Origin of the sequence: Herpetosiphon llansteffanensis, from assembly GCF_003205875.1 — a bacterium.
In the GTDB taxonomy this organism is placed as follows: domain Bacteria; phylum Chloroflexota; class Chloroflexia; order Chloroflexales; family Herpetosiphonaceae; genus Herpetosiphon; species Herpetosiphon llansteffanensis.
Genome location: NZ_PUBZ01000078.1, coordinates 1 through 15,771, shown reverse-complemented (window position 1 = coordinate 15,771; position 15,771 = coordinate 1). Strand labels below are relative to the sequence as shown.

Annotated in this window: 17 protein-coding genes; 6 read left to right on the top strand and 11 right to left on the bottom strand. The window is 50.2% G+C overall.

Annotated features, from left to right (window positions below):
- The first annotated feature begins 35 nt into the window (after nt 1-35).
- Together C5S61_RS05195 and C5S61_RS05190 are read left to right on the top strand one after the other, a co-directional pair.
- On the top strand, nt 36-812 hold the full coding sequence (locus C5S61_RS05195; protein ID WP_110514024.1) for a GNAT family N-acetyltransferase: 777 nt from the start codon (nt 36-38) through the stop codon (nt 810-812).
- Between the two features lie 7 nt (nt 813-819).
- A complete protein-coding gene (locus tag C5S61_RS05190) occupies nt 820-1,746 on the top strand; it encodes a lysophospholipid acyltransferase family protein (protein WP_110514023.1) in 927 nt (308 codons plus the stop codon).
- Here the strand turns inward: C5S61_RS05190 and C5S61_RS05185 are convergent.
- The 10 genes from C5S61_RS05185 to rplI all read right to left on the bottom strand — a co-directional run bounded on the left by C5S61_RS05185 (nt 1,743) and on the right by rplI (nt 10,852).
- Entirely contained in the window at nt 1,743-3,122 is a 1,380-nt protein-coding gene (locus tag C5S61_RS05185; protein WP_110514022.1) for an ATP-binding protein, read from the bottom strand. The genes C5S61_RS05190 and C5S61_RS05185 overlap by 4 nt on opposite strands.
- A 99-nt stretch (nt 3,123-3,221) precedes the next feature.
- Complete coding sequence (locus tag C5S61_RS05180; RefSeq protein WP_110514021.1) at nt 3,222-3,800, bottom strand: hypothetical protein; 579 nt, start codon at nt 3,798-3,800, stop codon at nt 3,222-3,224.
- 12 nt (nt 3,801-3,812) lie between these two features.
- The gene (locus C5S61_RS05175; protein WP_110514020.1) at nt 3,813-4,364 is read right to left on the bottom strand and encodes a hypothetical protein; all 552 of its coding nucleotides are present in this window, start codon (nt 4,362-4,364) and stop codon (nt 3,813-3,815) included.
- 11 nt (nt 4,365-4,375) lie between these two features.
- Nucleotides 4,376-4,951 carry a hypothetical protein gene (locus C5S61_RS05170; RefSeq protein ID WP_110514019.1) on the bottom strand — a complete coding sequence of 192 codons (576 nt, stop codon included), beginning with the start codon at nt 4,949-4,951 and terminating at the stop codon, nt 4,376-4,378.
- Between the two features lie 12 nt (nt 4,952-4,963).
- Nucleotides 4,964-5,539 carry a hypothetical protein gene (locus C5S61_RS05165; protein WP_110514018.1) on the bottom strand — a complete coding sequence of 192 codons (576 nt, stop codon included), beginning with the start codon at nt 5,537-5,539 and terminating at the stop codon, nt 4,964-4,966.
- 17 nt (nt 5,540-5,556) lie between these two features.
- Nucleotides 5,557-6,042 carry a hypothetical protein gene (locus C5S61_RS05160; protein ID WP_110514017.1) on the bottom strand — a complete coding sequence of 162 codons (486 nt, stop codon included), beginning with the start codon at nt 6,040-6,042 and terminating at the stop codon, nt 5,557-5,559.
- Nucleotides 6,043-6,263: 221 nt separating this feature from the next.
- Nucleotides 6,264-7,031, bottom strand: coding sequence for a transposase (locus C5S61_RS05155; protein WP_110514016.1), 768 nt, complete (start codon nt 7,029-7,031; stop codon nt 6,264-6,266).
- A 119-nt stretch (nt 7,032-7,150) separates the two neighbouring features.
- Nucleotides 7,151-8,146, bottom strand: coding sequence for a WXG100 family type VII secretion target (locus C5S61_RS05150; RefSeq protein ID WP_110514015.1), 996 nt, complete (start codon nt 8,144-8,146; stop codon nt 7,151-7,153).
- 288 nt (nt 8,147-8,434) lie between these two features.
- Complete coding sequence (gene dnaB, locus C5S61_RS05145; RefSeq protein ID WP_110514014.1) at nt 8,435-10,216, bottom strand: replicative DNA helicase; 1,782 nt, start codon at nt 10,214-10,216, stop codon at nt 8,435-8,437.
- A gap of 129 nt (nt 10,217-10,345) precedes the next feature.
- Nucleotides 10,346-10,852 carry a 50S ribosomal protein L9 gene (rplI, locus tag C5S61_RS05140; RefSeq protein ID WP_012191060.1) on the bottom strand — a complete coding sequence of 169 codons (507 nt, stop codon included), beginning with the start codon at nt 10,850-10,852 and terminating at the stop codon, nt 10,346-10,348.
- Between the two features lie 374 nt (nt 10,853-11,226).
- Here rplI and C5S61_RS05135 point away from each other — a divergent pair, with 374 nt between their 5' ends.
- On the top strand, nt 11,227-13,230 hold the full coding sequence (locus C5S61_RS05135; RefSeq protein WP_110514013.1) for a PAS domain S-box protein: 2,004 nt from the start codon (nt 11,227-11,229) through the stop codon (nt 13,228-13,230).
- Nucleotides 13,231-13,347: 117 nt separating this feature from the next.
- Nucleotides 13,348-13,782 carry a hypothetical protein gene (locus tag C5S61_RS05130; RefSeq protein WP_124033385.1) on the top strand — a complete coding sequence of 145 codons (435 nt, stop codon included), beginning with the start codon at nt 13,348-13,350 and terminating at the stop codon, nt 13,780-13,782.
- On the opposite strand, the gene C5S61_RS05125 is transcribed toward C5S61_RS05130, so the two are convergent.
- A complete protein-coding gene (locus C5S61_RS05125) occupies nt 13,772-14,197 on the bottom strand; it encodes a hypothetical protein (RefSeq protein WP_110514011.1) in 426 nt (141 codons plus the stop codon). The genes C5S61_RS05130 and C5S61_RS05125 overlap by 11 nt on opposite strands.
- Nucleotides 14,198-14,289: 92 nt before the next feature.
- On the opposite strand from C5S61_RS05125, the gene C5S61_RS05120 reads away from it, so the two are divergent.
- Together C5S61_RS05120 and C5S61_RS05115 are read left to right on the top strand one after the other, a co-directional pair.
- Complete coding sequence (locus C5S61_RS05120; protein ID WP_110514010.1) at nt 14,290-15,267, top strand: phosphotransferase; 978 nt, start codon at nt 14,290-14,292, stop codon at nt 15,265-15,267.
- Between the two features lie 3 nt (nt 15,268-15,270).
- Nucleotides 15,271-15,711: an iron chaperone gene (locus tag C5S61_RS05115; protein ID WP_110514009.1), complete on the top strand. Its 441-nt coding sequence runs from the start codon at nt 15,271-15,273 to the stop codon at nt 15,709-15,711.
- Nucleotides 15,712-15,771 lie beyond the last annotated feature (60 nt).

Here is a 15,771-nt window from a genome sequence, read left to right as displayed (position 1 = left end):
GCGCTGTGACCCATCATCACCAAGGAGCCACCGCTATGACGCTTGCAACGATCAGCAGCACGACCCCACGCTTGACGGTTAAGTGTGCCACGACGAGCGCCGAAATTGAGCAAGCCTTGCGCTTGCGCTACCGCGTTTTTGTTGAAGAAGCCAATAATACGCGGCTTTGGAATGAGCATGGGCTTGAATACGATGTTTTCGACCAATGGTGCGACCATTTGTTGGTGATCGATCAAAACGCCGAGCAAGTTGTTGGCACCTATCGCTTGTTGCCTGGCGAACGAGCTTTGGCGCATCAAGGCTTTTATTCGCAAACCGAGTTTGATCTGGCGCGTTTTGCGCATTTGGGCAATGCCTTGGAGCTTGGTCGCAGTTGCATTGCCGCCGATTATCGCGGCACGCGGGCGATTCAAATGCTCTGGGGTGGGATTGCCAACTATCTGGCTGATCGTCCGCATAGCCATTTGATTGGCTGTGCCAGCATGAACCACGATGAATTGCCCGATGTTAGTGCTTTGTATAGCATGCTACGTCAGCATAATGTGATTACCGATCGCTATAAGGTTCAGCCATTAGCCAGCCATCGCATGCTTGATTTACGCTGCTTGCCAATGACCTGTAGCGAGCGCGAAATGGTGCGGCGCTTGCCACCATTGATCAAGGGCTATCGTTGGATGGGTGCTGAATTGGCGGGCGAGCCAGCCTACGACCCCTTATTTCACACCACCGATTTTTTTGTGGTTTTTGAAACCAACCAAATGACCAAGCGCTACCAACGTCATTTTGCTAGCTCGTATCAAGCAACGGCATGAGGCTGCGATGTATCAACTGCTTGCTCAATTGACCACCAATCCGCAGCGTTTGGCGCGAGTTCGACGCATTGGCCGCTGGTTGCCGCAACGCTTGGTTATTGGTTTAAGCTGGATGTTGGCCGTTGGTTTGTATTTGGTCGTGCCGCGTTTGCGCCGCCATTTGCAAGCCAATGTGGTCCATGTGCTGCTTGATGGCTCGTGGCTGTGGCGAACTGGGGTTTGCGTGCGCTATCTCCAACATTTGCTGTTGTTGTTGTATGAAGTGCTGATTGGGATTGAGCGTTTGAATTGCGAGCATGTGCTGCTGGAAGGAACCGAGCATATTGAAGCAGCGCTGGCTCAGGGTCGTGGCGTAATTCTCTACACGCCCCATCAAGGCAATTTCTTCTATAGCTACTGGCGTTTGGCGCAGCGCTACAACTGCTTGACAGTTGGCACTGCGGGCAGCCCTGAGTTGCGACCACTCTACGAGCAGTTTCATCAGCTTGGTTGCGCAGGCTTTGATTACGATGCGACCTCGCCGCGTGAGTTGATTCGTGGGTTGCGCCAGCATTTACAAGCCAATGGAGTGGTCTTTTTGTTGGGTGATTTTTGGCGACCGAATTTCCCTGAGGCCAGCTTTTTTGGCTTGCAATCGCGCACGCCCCAAGGTGCAGCGACCTTTGCGCTTGAAGATAATGTGCCGATTGTGCCATGTTACAGCCTGCGTGAAGGCAAACGCCATCGCTTGATTTGCCAAGCGCCTGTGCATTTGGGCCGCAGCTTTGGGCGCAAACAACGCCGCGAGGCCACCGACGAACTCAACGAGTGGATGGCCTCAATTATTAGCGAGAACCCCAGCCAATGGCTGTATTGGTTCAATTGCCAAGAGCGTTGGGAAGGCGACGACCAGCGTTTGCCCGAGCAAAGCGTTGGCCAAGCGCTAGCTGCTTAGCGCAAAATATAGTAGGTTGCGCGTTTTTGGCCAATCTTCAAAATCAAGCCGCGATCGACCAGATCCGAGAGATCGCGGCGAATCGTTTCGGGCGAAACATCGGGGCTGAGGTCTTGCAGATCGCGGTTGGTAATCCGCCGATTCTCGGTTAAAAAGACTAAGGCTCCGATTTGGCGTTCGTTCAAGCCCAAGGCTTCCCATTTGGCGGTATCGATGATTGAGGTGTTGGCGACGTTCATGCCTTTGTTGCGCAGGGTTACCAAAAAGCCAGCGGCAGTTTCGCGAAATTCTGGTGGTGGCAAGCCTGCGTCGGCCATTTGGCGCTGCATGCGGTCGATGCCATAGCCAAGCCGTTCGATCAAGCCCAAATCGGCCAGCACTTGCACCAGCGTTTCGTTGCGGCTAAAGCGTTCGGCTGCAATATTATCGATCGTGACGTGGCCCGGCAAGCGGCCTGGACTATAGACTTCCAGCCGATCAACAAACATTGCGATGCGAATGCCCTCGCCGCGCACGGTGTAATCGCGGTGGGCCACAGCATTGACTAAAGCTTCACGCACAGCAGCAGGCGGATATTCTGTCCAATCTTCACGTTCAAGGCCAATCATGCGCGAGCCACGCCGCATGTGCTCGCCAAGCCAAAGCTCGGCCCGTCGCACTTGGTCGGGCAAGGTGGTACGAATATCGACCCGCTCGAATTCATCGCTCATCTCGTTGCCGGTGTAGCGCACCAAGGTCAACTCGCATTGCGGGTAATCGCGCTCGGTGGTGATGCTGAACAGCAACATTCCGGCGTTGGTTGGTTGATAGACTGCTTGATTATCGCGGGTAAGGCAACCGCGGCGATAGAGCCAACCCAAGGGATCGCCATCGGCGGGCGAGCCGATACGGGCGACATACGATTGAATTTTCATCTCGCTTAAGTCACCCATGGCGACATTTTCAGGGCGAACTCGTTCCCAGCCAACTTCACCGCGCTCGATCAGCAATTGGCGCAGGGCATTTGGTGGAATCGGCGCATTGCTTGGGCCTTCGCGGCGCAAATATTTGCCATGCAAGCTATAGACATTCGGCAAGCCTGGCGGAACCTCGATGAGCAAGACAGTTTGTTGATTGCTGGTAAGTTGTTGGGGCAATGGGAGCACTAACGGCGGCGTACAGGCCAGTGCTGCCTCTAGTGCTGCCTCTTCTGCTGCCTGAATATCTTGAACACCTTCGACTTTGGGCCGAACCCGACCACTGATGCCAATGACTGCGCTACCCCCGTTGCCATTCGCAAAAGCCACCAATGTTTCAGCCAAATCTTCAGGCCGAAACCGTTCGCGGAAGCAGGCTAGCATCTCACTTTCGCCGTTTTCAAGTAACTGTTCAAGCATACACAACCCCAAACATTCAATAGGGCTGCAATTATAGCATAGGGCTTGGTTCTTTGTCCGATCAATTGCTTAAGGCTGCTGCCTGCTGCCAGTCAACAATTACTCCACCAGCTTTCCCAACTGGCGCAAATGGGTTTTGACCGCCTCGGCAATCATGGGATCAGCCGCTAAAAACTGCGATTGTGGTGGATACATCATGGCAGAGCGCGGATGAAACGAATAGACAAGTTTGCCTTGGAGTTCGGGATTTTCCATCAGAATAAACTCTTGAGATAAAGCCATGGCTGGATAGTCAAAACGACGTGGGCTTTCGGCGGCTACAACTTTACCCCCAAATAAGCGCTGCCCTTGATAAACCACAATAAATGCGCCATCACCACCCCACATATAACTTGGAGCGTCGAGATCAGTTTGGCCCCAAGGATTGGTAAAGGTAATCGTTTGGGTGGGCCAATGATAACTAAGCAACAACGCTTCGGTCACGGTAAAAGCACTTTTGGTTAAAGGAAGAGCTTGCAAAACAGGCCATGCGGTATCGGTAGTTTGGCCAAGCCCTGGTACAGTACTTCGATCGAAAATATAGATCGCAAACTGATTGGCGGTGGATGGCGGCTGATCGGTCTGGGTACAGCCACCCAGCAACAGCATCAGCATCCAGCAATACCCTATCCAACGCATAATGCTGCTCCTTTAATCAACTAATTTGCCCAACTTACGAAAATGCGCCTTGACCCCTTCGGCAATCGTGGGATCGGGGTTGAGAAATGGATATGGCGGTCGGCTTACCCCTAAACTAGCATTCCGCAAGGCATATTGGATGGGCTGGTTGGGTTGATACGAATCAGCCTGAATTGATAAAACGGGATATGGATATGAAGTTGGTGCAAATTCTAGAATCCGTTTGCCTGTAATAATCCGTTGTTGATTAAACACGATTACAAAATAGGCATCACTGAATAAGAGCTGTTGCTCGGTATCGCTGAATAGCGTTTTGTCAATATTAATCTGTTGATTATTCCAATCATAGGCAAGCAGATCCGTTTCGGCGAGCACGATGGATGCCTTGGTTAAATCAATTGTCTGGAGCGCAGTTGTTGGATTATGATTTGGCGCTTCAAACTGATTAATTGCAGTTTGATCGAAAATATAGACCGCAAATTGGCTAGATGGTGGCTTTGGCTGATCGGTTTGAGTACAGCCAACCAGTAATGCGAACAGCCAGCAATACCCTATCCAACGCATGGCTCTGCTCCTTACTCAACTAGCTTGCCCAGCTGACGCAAATGGGTTTTGACCGCTTCGGCAATCGCCGGATCAGTCGCCAAAAACTGCGATTGCGGTGGATACATCACGGCAGAGCGGGGATGAAACGAATAGACGAGTTTGCCTTGGAGTTCCGGATTCTCCATCAGAATAAAATCGGTAGAGAGCGCCATGGCCGGATAATCAAAACGCCGTGGGCTACCTGCAAAAACTATCTTCCCACCAAACAAGCGCTGGCTGTTATAAACGACCACGAATGCGCCAAGACCATCTCGCATATAACTTGGCGCATCAAAATTCGTTTGGCCCCAAGGATTGGTAAAGGTAATAGTCTGGGTGGGCCAATGATAGCTAAGCAATAACTGCTCGGTCACGGTAAAGGCGCTTTGGGCTAAAGGTACGGCCTGTAAAATCTGCCATGCAGTATCGGCTGTTGGACCAAGCCATGGTACGGCCTCTTGATCGAAGATGTAGATGGCAAACTGATTGGTTGTGGGTGGTGGCTGATCGATTTGAGTACAGCCACCAAGCAACACCAGCAACCAGCAAAAACCTATCCAGCGCATGGTGAACCTCCGTTATTCGACCAACTTGCCCAGCTGGCGCAGATGGTTTTTGACCGCCTCGGCAATTGCCGGATCGGCTGCCAAAAACTGCGATTCTGTGTCGTACATCACCGATGAATGGGAATGAAATGAATAGACGAGTTTGCCTTGGAGTTCAGGATTTCTCATGAGGATAAACTCTTGGGACAAGGCCATGGCGGGATAGTCGAATCGTCGTGGACTACCTTCCATTACAACCTTGCCGCCAAACAAGCGCTGGCCGTTATAGACGACCACGAATGCGCCATCCCCACCCCACATATAGCTAGGTGCATCCATACTGGTTTGGCCCCAAGGGTTGGTAAAGGTGATGGTTTGGGTTGACCAATGGTAGTTGAGCAATAACTGCTCGGTCACGGTAAAGGCGCTTTGGTTCAAAGGAAGAGCTTGCAAAACAGGCCATGCGGTATCGGTAGTTCGGCCAAGCCCTGGTACGGCCTCTTGATCGAAGATGTAGATCGCAAACTGGTTGGCGGTGGGTGGCGGCTGATCGATTTGAGTACAGCCACCCAGCAACACCAGCAACCAGCAAAAACCTATCCAGCGCATGACGCTGCTCCTTTCTCTTATTCAACCAATTTGCCTAGTTGGCGCAGATGGGTTTTGACCGCCTCAGCAATTGCCGGATCAGCCGCTACAAATTCTGACTGTGGCTTGTACATCAGGGATGGACGAGTATGAAACGAGTAGACGAGTTTGCCTTGAAGTTCGGGATTTCTCATAAAAAGAAAATCGTTGGACAAGGCCATGGCGTGATAGTCGAAGCGCCGTGGACTACCTGCCGTTACGACCTTGCCGCCAAATAAGCGCTGCCCTTGAAAAACTACGATAAATGCGCCATCGCCACCCCACATATAGCCAGGTGTATCGAGATCAGTTTGACCCCAAGGATTGGTAAAAGTAATGGTCTGGGTGGGCCAATGATAGCTGAGCAATAACTGCTCGGTCACGGTAAAAGCGCTTTGGGCTAAAGGCACGGCCTGCAGAATCTGCCACGCCGTATCCGCCGTGGGGCCAAGCCCTGGTACGGCATCTTGATCGAAAATATACACGAAAAATCCTCTAGGATTCATAGGAGACACCTCGCTAGCTGGTGGTGTTAAGTCATTGGTTGGTACTTGCTGCTTGCTACAACTAAACATTGCTGTCATAACAATTAGCATAAGCATATAACCTAGTATAGTTTTCATTACTTAAATCCTTTAGCCTAAATTATGGTTGGCAATAATCGGCATTAATGCATTGTTGTAAATATATAACCACTGTTGCTAGTTCAAATCACGAAATCGAGGAACGATAGTGTTCCATTTGTTATCTGTAACAAACAATTAAAGCATGCGGCGACAAAGCCTAGGCGCATATCCATGCCACGGGCGGTTCGATGGCCGAGTTTCTTGATCTGAAAGACGCGTTCCAACAAACGAAAGGTGGTTTCAATGAAAAAGCGACAGTTCCATTCCCCACGCACACAAATTTTGATCGGCACACCATCATCCTCGTCAACCCGCACCCGAAACCCGCGATCACCAAGCGCGATGGTTTGTCCCTCCTGCCACGCGACCACATCACGAAATTCCTGATCACTGACATTCGCTGGCAGCCAGTGCCATTCGACCACCGCGCCACGCTGATTGATCAGCCATGCCAGCTTAATCCCCACGATCCAGCGGTGATTTGAAATGCCTTTCGTGCCCAACGGCGCAGCACTGCGCCCTTCGCGCCTGGGATGCACCAGTTCGATCCCAAACGAGTCGATGATACCAAGGATCGTGGGATCGGCCAAAAATTGGTCGGTGTAGGCGTGGGCCTTGACCAGCACCCGATACAGCCGCGACTGTTCTGGTAACGCAGGAAACAGGTGTCGATAATTGGTCGATAACCAGCGATAAAAGGCGCGATAACTCCGTCCTTTCAGAGCCAACAGCAACCCAATAGTAACAACTTCACTCGGATGCAACTTGGCCAGCGGATGTTTTTTGACAGCACCGAGCCGATCATCGACAATACACAATAAGCGGATGATAATCTCATCAGTTGACATACTCGTTCTCCCATGATGTGATTTCAGCACTCCCATCATAGAGGACGAGTTTGTTTTTTGCGAATCCTTGATTATGCATGCGAACGAGTAAAAAACACGTTTTCAACTAGCAACACTGGTTATATATCAAGTATACTATGTGCTCTTTTATCAAATCCTTCGCGTTCAACTTCTTCATAAGGCAAAGATCCTGGCTTATAGATATTATGATCGGTGATTTTCGTAACTGCATGAGGATCAGTCATAATAGCTTTCCATTGTTCAATGGTTAAGGGTCGCTCAGCTAACGAAGGATCAATAACCATGGGAACAGTTGCATTTTCTTGGCGTACATAGATAATCGGCGCAACATGCCAATACCAATTAACTGTTCCATCAGTAGTTGACGAAGGATAGGTTGATCCATCTGGGAGGGTGATTTGTTTGTAAATAAACTTGGTTTCGGCCTCTAAATCGCCATCAATAAACACTTTATCGACATTATTAATATCGATTCCATAGCGTTCCGAAATTCGATAGGCCATAACATGCGCCCGTGCATAGCAACCATCATCGGGAAACTGAAAGGGAATATCCGCTTCGTTGGCCATATCATTAAAAATGATTGCCGCTTCGGCCTCGCTCACCGACCCATCAGGATGCGGATTGACCTTAGAGCCAAAATTTTCATGCCACTCAGCAAATAATTGCATTGCCCTCTCGATAAACTGCTGGATAAATGGTAGTTTCAGCGGTGGTTCTGACTGGGTTGGTTTTTCACCATTTTCTTGGCTGAACAGCAGCTTGTTGCTACCCAAGCCGATTGTTGCAAAATCGTCGCGAAATAGCGCGGCGGCTTCGGCTTCAGCAGCGGCCATGGTCTGCCGAATGGCTTTGGTGGTTTCAACACTGCTTTGCAAGACCTGTAACAAGCGCTGAAAGGCAGGTTTGACCTCGTGGGTAAATTCTTGAAAACAGCTGTCGGCAGCCTGCCCTTGCCATTGGCCTGCTTGGAGCGTAGCTATCGTTTGACAGAGCGTTGCTTGAATGCTTTGGCTTTGATCGTGAAGGTTTTGAAAGCGTTGGATGATCGTGTCTACCGCTTCGTACTTGATCTGCACAAATGGAGCAGGCATCGCCTGAATCCTCGCAACGGGGAGGAAGCTTCGAGCTACAATGTTGGCGAAAATGGAAGGGGAACCTCAATTCAACTCAGTGCAGGGGATTATAGCCGACACACCTGATTTTGGTATATAGTTCGATTGGTATTAAATGGCTCGCCAATAGGCCTAGTTGCGATTAATCTTCACGAAATATGCTGGTCATCCACCGCAGCTAATACCAGCTTTAATTTTTTTAACAGCAATTAAGCCCCTCGCCAGTGCTGTGGGCGCGGGGTTGACGTAAGCGAACCTTCTCGATGCTTAGTAGCCTTCTGGCTGGCGGTAGGTTTCTAAGTTGGCGAATTTGGTCGTTGAGCGGAAAAAGCGCAAGGGTACAATCCCCGTTGGGCCGTTGCGATGCTTGGCGAGGTGAATTTCGGCAATGCCCTTTTTATCGGTTTCCGGATCGTATAATTCTTCACGATAAATGAACATAACGATATCCGCATCTTGCTCGATGCTGTTATGAACAATGATATTATTCGCCACAAAATTATGCAGCGTATCCACTGTCAAATCATACACTGGCTCAACTCCATCAAGTTCAATGCTAACAATGGATTCCCATTCAACAGCTATTTGCTGGTTGTTACTACCAAGTGCTTGAGCGATTTCTTGCGAAATTGCAATCTGGCTCGCTTGATGTAATTCATCAAGCCGTTTCCAGCCATCAATAGTTAGGAATTTATGGTTAGCAGTAGCTCGAATGCTTCGTCCTAGCTTGGTAAGAAGTTTGAAAACGGGTTTTGTACCAGTTGCAAAGGCATTCGTAACCGGTCGTGATTCGAGTTTCCAAGTTGCTTGATTCAGTGCTAGAACATTAAAGCCTTGTTGGCCTACCAATTGATCGATTCGGACATAATGGCCTTGATCTGGCAAATAGATTTGGGTATCGCCTGTTAGACAACCAGATTCGCGCAAGTCGGAGAGCATGGGGACGTGACTGGTACGGCTTTCGACGGCCCGCGAAAGCTGCGAGAGTGCAACCACTGGCACATTAATTTCACGCGCCAAGGCTTTTAAACCACGGCTAATTTCGCTAATTTCCTGGACGCGGTTGCCATCGCGCTTACCGCCGCCCTGCATCAACTGCAAATAATCGATGATAATCAGATCAATGCCTGCTTCTGCTTGCAAGCGTCGACATTTGGAGCGCACGTCCATAATGCTGGCTCCAGGCGAATCATCGATATAAATTGACATGGTGGAGAGCTTGCCCAGCGCCTCGGTGAGCAATTGCAAATCGCTATCACGAATTTGGCCGGTGCGCAGCTTTTGCATATCTACGCCAGTTTCGGTGGCCAAAATCCGCTGCATTAACTGGTCGCGACTCATTTCAAGGCTAAAAATCGCCACGCATGCTTCCGATTCCTTGGCAGCATTGTAGGCAATATTCAAGGCCAAACTGGTTTTGCCGGTTGCAGGCCGCGCCGCCAAAATCAACAAGTCGGAGCGTTGCAAGCCACCAGTTAATTTATCAAAATCGTTAAAGCCAGTTTTGAGGCCGACAACCTCGCCGCCGCGCTCTTGCATCTGGCTAATTTGGTCGAAGAAACTATCGACGACCGCGCCGATATGGATAAAGCCATCGGTGGTGCGGCGTTGCGAAACCGCGAACAACTCCGATTCGGCCTGATCGAGCGCTGCTTCAAGCTCTTGGGTTTCGTCGTAGCCGAGGGCTGCAATCTTGCCACCAGCGATGATCAAACGGCGCAACAGAGCGGTGCGTTCGACGATGCGGGCATAGTATTCGACGTGCACCGAGGTGGGCACGCTATTCGAAAGCTCAAGCAAATAGGGCACGCCGCCGACAGCTTCTAATTCATCTTTGCGGCGCAATTCGTCGGTGACATTGACCAAATCGGGGGGTACACGGCGATTGTAGCACGCCACTTGGGCATTAAAAATCAAGCCATGTTTTTCAAGATAAAAATAGTCGCTGGCGAGCCATGGAGCAACCGGAATAATTGCATCACGATCAAGCAAAATCGAACCAAGTGTGGCACGTTCGGCATTAATATCGGCAGGTAACGACTTATCCATAGCGACCTCGATGTGGAAAATGTTGGGATAACGGGTGGATTCACAGTCGAAAAGCTGTGGATACCAGCGGCTAAAGCACTGATGCCGCGCTCATTGGCGCGGCATCAGCGGTTGGACAAAACGAATGAACTAGGCTTCGGTGCTCGCAACTTCGGCAGCTTCTGCTGCGGGTTGAACACTACCTTCACCATTTTCACCTTCGACCACGACATTGATGTGTGGCTCAAGCCCGGCGAGCAAACGCACGCCGATTGAATACACACCAGTGCGCTTGATTGGCTCGTCGAGTTGAATTTTGCGGCGATCAACTTCTTGACCAATGGCTGCTTGCAATTTTTCAGCAATGTCTGAGCTGGTTACTGAACCATACAAGCGATCTTGTTCGCCAACTTTGGTAACGAACTTCAAGGTCACGCCATTGATGCTGTCGGCCAAACCGCGTAATTCTTCGCGTTGTTTAGCTTCAAGTTTGCGTTGTTTGGCCAAGCGTTCTTCAGCTTGCTTGATCAAACCAGGTGTTGCAAACACAGCCAGCTTCTTGGGCAATAAATAGTTGCGACCGTAGCCACCAGATACTTCTTTGATGTCGCCCGCAGTACCAAGGTGTTCGACATCTTGAATCAACAGAACCTTCACGGAATAGCTCCTTTAGTTTAGCGGTGCTGGTGCCCGCCACATCTGCGGGCTTGTATTTACAACCCTCATCATGTGAGGGAGCATACCATGAGAATAGCCCCAAATTTGGGGCTGCGCGTTATCTTACCATAGATCATAATTTCTCGTCAAAGTCTTTTAGTAAGGATGAATGATGAATTATGAGGGATGAAATCCTTTGAACTTGCATCGTTCCTCCTGCATAATTCATAAATTAACCGCATCCTTGATAGTTTTCTGCATCCTTCATCCTTCATCCTTCATCCTTTCGACTATTCCCTAGCCCAAACGTCTATGGTAAAATTAAGTTGCTTCCACGTTTTCGCCCATCGCCAAAGGATTTTAGGAGTGCAGCTATGGCACACGATCCATCTTCACCCGTCGATTTAGCTGCTCGGGTTGCTCAGCTTGAACAAGAAAATCGTATTTTGCAGGCTATGCTCGATACTGTGCCTGATGCGATTGTATATAAAAACGCTGATCTGACGATTGAGTATGCCAATCGGGCCTTTCGCGAATGGTTTGGCCTGCCACTTGAGCAATTTCGGGTTGCCGAGGATCGTTCGAGCGATGATGTCTATGCCTCGGAATATCAAAGCCACGACCGCCAAGTGCTGCGCAGTGGCCTTGGCAGCGAGTTTGAAGAACGCTCGAATGCGCCCGATGGCTCGTTAATTACCACCCGCAGCATCAAGCAACCTGTGCGTGATGCTAATCAGGTAATTGGCTTGGTTGCAGTTTTGCGCGATGTAACCAGCGCTGCCCAAGCATCACGCTCGCTCTCCGAAACCCAAGCTCGGCTTTCGCGGATTATTTCGAATGTGCCAGGCATGGTTTTTCAGTTTGTGCTGCATCCCGATGGCTCGAGCGAATTTCCCTACGTGAGCGAAGGCATTCGTCAAGCCTTTGGCATCGAGCCAGAACGCCTCACCTCAGAGCGAGATGCGCTTTACAATTGGGTTCACCCCGAAGATCAGCCAGAATTTATTCGCTCGTTTGTCGAATCGGGCCAATTGCTCGAAGCCTGGCAATGGGAAGGCCGTGTAGTCTACGATGGGGTGGTGCGCTGGGTGCGCGGGGCTTCGCGACCAACACGCACCGAGGCTGGCGATATTCTGTGGGATGGCGTGTTGATGGACATTACATCGCAACGCGAAAACGAAGTAGCCCTGCGCCGCTTGCAAAATCGTTTGCAACAGTTTCTCGATGCAACGCCAGTTGGCTTGTATGTGATCGATCCTGAAGGCAAGCCCTATTATGCCAACGCCAAAGCCCAAGAGTTGCTTGGTCAAAACGCCATGCTGCCAGTTAGCGAACAAACCGAAACCTATCGCACCTATAAAGTCGGCAGCGAAACAATCTATCCCCGCGAGGAATTGCCAACCCAACGCGCACTCAGAGGCGAAATTGTGCATCTTGATGATTTGGAATTTCGCTATACCGGCAAGCCTGCAATTTCGATTGAAGTTTTTGCCCGCCCGATCTACGACACCAACAACGAAATTGAATATGCGATTGCGACCTTTTTTGATATTACCGAGCGCCGCCAAATTGCCCAAGAGCTTTTAGATTGGCAACAGCGCTTCGATTTGATCATGTCAACCGTCGAGTTGGTGATGTACGATTACGATGTGCTCAACAATCGCATTGAATGGAGCGATTCGGTTGCCAAGATTTTGGGCTATTCCAAGGCCGAATTTAGCTTGAGCGTTGATGCATGGGCAGCTGGCATTCACCCCGAAGATGCTCCCGAAGCCTTGCGCTTGCTCGACGTGGCCCAGAATGCCTGTAGCAGCTATGCGGTTGAATATCGCTTTTTGCACCACGCTGGCCATTACATTTGGCTCTTAGATCGCGGCTTCTTCATTCCAAACAAAGAGGGCGTGGCGGTGCGCATGTTGGGCTTGGTGCAAGATATGACCGAGCGTAAACAGGCCGAAGTTATGCGCGACCAAATGCAGGGCCAAATTATCGAAGCTCAGGCAGCGGCCTTGCGCGAACTTTCAACGCCGTTAATTCCGATCAACGAGCGCACGGTGATTATGCCGCTGATTGGCTCGATTGATTCGGCGCGAGCCAGCCAGATCGTGGAATCGCTGCTGCAAGGCGTGAGCCAAATGAACGCTGGAGTGGTTATTTTGGATCTCACGGGCGTGCCAGTTGTTGATACTCAAGTGGCCGGAGCGTTGCTACAAGCAGCGCGAGCGGTACGCTTGCTCGGAGCTGAGGTCGTGTTGACTGGCATTCGCCCAGAGATTGCCCAAACCTTGGTCAGCTTGGGCATTAACCTGAACGATGTCGTTACCTTGAGTAATTTGCAAAGTGGGATTGAACGGGCCTTGAATCGCCGTTTAGCCTAAGCGAGGTGACTTATCAACGCCGAAACTGAAGCCTGGGCAACTGAATTAGGCGCAGCCATTGCCCACACCATCCACGCGCATACGTTTCAAGCGCGCACGCCCCAAAACCAAGTGCGCTTGTGGGATGGCCGCACGCCCTATGCCATGCACCCAATTTGGTGCGCCATGACGATTTTGGCCGAGCCATTGCTGCCAGAAACCACGCGTCGGGTTGGCTCGATTGTGTTGCTTTGGCACGATTTGCTTGAGGATACAACCGCCGATTTACTGGAAAATACGCCGCAACAAGTGCGCCAATTGGTGCAAGAAATGACCTTCGATAGTTTTGATCACGAAATGCGCGAGCTTTGGCAGCGCAGCGATTTGACCAAATTGTTTAAACTTTACGATAAAACTTCGCAATTTTTCGATGCAGTCTGGCTGCGTGATGCCCGCTATGCCCAATTGCTCAACCATACCCAGCAATTAACCACCTTTGTGCAACAAAGCTATGGCGAATTGAATATTGTTAAACTAGCGCAGGCTTTGGCTGTGCCACGGGCTACGCGCTAGGCTTGCTGAACTGTCGCCAACCCCATACTAAATGCACTGTAATGAGGATTATCGGAACCCGTGATAAATACAATTGAGCGAAATCTGCACCAAACATAAACCAAAACAGCCTATCATTACCCACAATGATCAAGAATAAATAGGTTACGCTATATAAGCGATGGCGTAATGATGTTGGCCTAATCATACTCAGCACAATCACGTTAATGAAAAACAACAGATTGCCCAGTACAATCATTATTGCATAGATTAAACTAATTCGTTGATGGCTTAAACTCCAGAAAATACCTTCGTGATGACGTGACCAAAAAAACAGATTTGTTGTAAATCCATTGATGAGGGCAAAAATGCCAATTTGCAGCAGTAACTTTTTGATTGAAATTGCTTTTTGATCGAATGCTGGTACTTGATACATAAAACCTCCTCATGTTCTACTTTTGCACTTGATTAACGCATAAATGCTCGTTTAACATTGTACCAAATCAGTAACAAGTAGAAAGTGTGGCTATGCAGCAATATTTGCATGCAATAATTGAATATTTGGCAGAACAAGCGCCAGTTGTGCCAATTCAATGGCAAGCTTGGCAAATAACGCCAATAGCGGGTGGCGCAAATAATCGGGTTTATCGTGCTCAATCAACAGGCATCGACTATGCAATCAAGCTGACAATTCGCGATGAGCGTCGGCGGGCGTGGCGTGAATATCAAGCTCTGAAAGCATCCTTGGCCTACGCTGATCGGGAGTTGTCTCCGCAGCCGGTTTTGCTCGACGAAGCTAGTTTTGCTCAGCCAGTCGTGGTGCAAACATGGCTCGATTATCCTGCATTGACCCAAGTTCCCCAAACTGCTGCCCAATGGCAAGGCTTGGTTGAACACTACTGGGCGCTGCGCCAAATTAGCCAAGCTTCAACAATGCTTGAATTGCCGCTGGCAACGTTAAATATGCACAGCGTGGCGGCTGGCAAGCAGTTGATCAATGAACATTGCGCGAAATTGCCCGCCGCCGAATTGCCTGCTGCGCTAGAAGCATTATTGCTGTGGCTTGAGTCGTGGGTTGCGCCGGAGTTTTCAACTGTGCCACTGAGCTTGTGTCGGGTCGATAGCAACTGGCGCAATTTCCTGCAAACGCCAGATGGGCTAGTTTCGGTCGATTGGGAAAATGCTGGCTGGGGCGATCCTGCCTTTGAAATTGTCGATCTGATGACCCATCCGGCCTATGCTGAAGTGACTGTGGAACACTGGCAAGCCTTCGTTCGGGCCTATTGTCGCTTTGGCGATGATCCGAGTGCGGCTCAGCGGATTGAAATCTATCGTACCTTGATGCTGATTTGGTGGGTTGTGCGCTGGCAGCGTTATCTGTATGAAGTGCCACGCGGCCTTGATGCGCGGCTGGTCGAGCGCCCGCCTGAGTGGCTGACCACAGCCCAAGCCAATTATCAACGCTATTTGGATTTAGCTCAACAGGCCATCAATCAATGGAGGTAGCTGATGAAAAGTAATGCCACGACGGTCGAAGCATATCTGGCCGAACTCACGCCCGAACAGCGTAGCGTGATTGAGCCAGTGCGCCAAACAATTCTCCAGCATTTGCCTGAGGGCTTTGTGGAAACCTTCGCTTGGGGCATGCTGAGCTATGAAGTGCCACTCGCTCGCTTCCCCCAAACCTACAATCAACAGCCGTTGAGCTATGCGGCCTTGGCTGCTCAAAAAAAGCACTATAGCTTATATTTGATGTGCGTTGCCTACGACGAGCTAGCGGTGGCTTGGCTGCAAGAGCAATTTAGCCAAGCAGGCAAAAAATTCGATATGGGCAAATCGTGTTTGCGCTTCCGCAAGCTCGAAGATTTGCCGCTCGCTGTGGTTGCCGAGGTTATTCAACGCTATTCGGTCGATGAGTATATTGGCTACTATCAGGCGATGCGCGGGTGAGGGGCTAGGGATCGGGGGCCAGGGGTTAGGGTAGGGGTACTGGTTCATCAGGTTAACCAC

Excerpts from the sequence above, each read along its gene's own strand:
- C5S61_RS05195 (WP_110514024.1), top strand. The coding sequence starts at position 36 with ATGACGCTTGCAACGATCAGCAGCACGACCCCACGCTTGACGGTTAAG.
- C5S61_RS05190 (WP_110514023.1), top strand. The coding sequence starts at position 820 with ATGTATCAACTGCTTGCTCAATTGACCACCAATCCGCAGCGTTTGGCG.
- C5S61_RS05185 (WP_110514022.1), bottom strand. The coding sequence starts at position 3,122 with ATGCTTGAACAGTTACTTGAAAACGGCGAAAGTGAGATGCTAGCCTGC.
- C5S61_RS05180 (WP_110514021.1), bottom strand. The coding sequence starts at position 3,800 with ATGCGTTGGATAGGGTATTGCTGGATGCTGATGCTGTTGCTGGGTGGC.
- C5S61_RS05175 (WP_110514020.1), bottom strand. The coding sequence starts at position 4,364 with ATGCGTTGGATAGGGTATTGCTGGCTGTTCGCATTACTGGTTGGCTGT.
- C5S61_RS05170 (WP_110514019.1), bottom strand. The coding sequence starts at position 4,951 with ATGCGCTGGATAGGTTTTTGCTGGTTGCTGGTGTTGCTTGGTGGCTGT.
- C5S61_RS05165 (WP_110514018.1), bottom strand. The coding sequence starts at position 5,539 with ATGCGCTGGATAGGTTTTTGCTGGTTGCTGGTGTTGCTGGGTGGCTGT.
- C5S61_RS05155 (WP_110514016.1), bottom strand. The coding sequence starts at position 7,031 with ATGTCAACTGATGAGATTATCATCCGCTTATTGTGTATTGTCGATGAT.
- C5S61_RS05150 (WP_110514015.1), bottom strand. The coding sequence starts at position 8,146 with ATGCCTGCTCCATTTGTGCAGATCAAGTACGAAGCGGTAGACACGATC.
- dnaB (WP_110514014.1), bottom strand. The coding sequence starts at position 10,216 with ATGGATAAGTCGTTACCTGCCGATATTAATGCCGAACGTGCCACACTT.
- C5S61_RS05135 (WP_110514013.1), top strand. The coding sequence starts at position 11,227 with ATGGCACACGATCCATCTTCACCCGTCGATTTAGCTGCTCGGGTTGCT.
- C5S61_RS05125 (WP_110514011.1), bottom strand. The coding sequence starts at position 14,197 with ATGTATCAAGTACCAGCATTCGATCAAAAAGCAATTTCAATCAAAAAG.
- C5S61_RS05120 (WP_110514010.1), top strand. The coding sequence starts at position 14,290 with ATGCAGCAATATTTGCATGCAATAATTGAATATTTGGCAGAACAAGCG.
- C5S61_RS05115 (WP_110514009.1), top strand. The coding sequence starts at position 15,271 with ATGAAAAGTAATGCCACGACGGTCGAAGCATATCTGGCCGAACTCACG.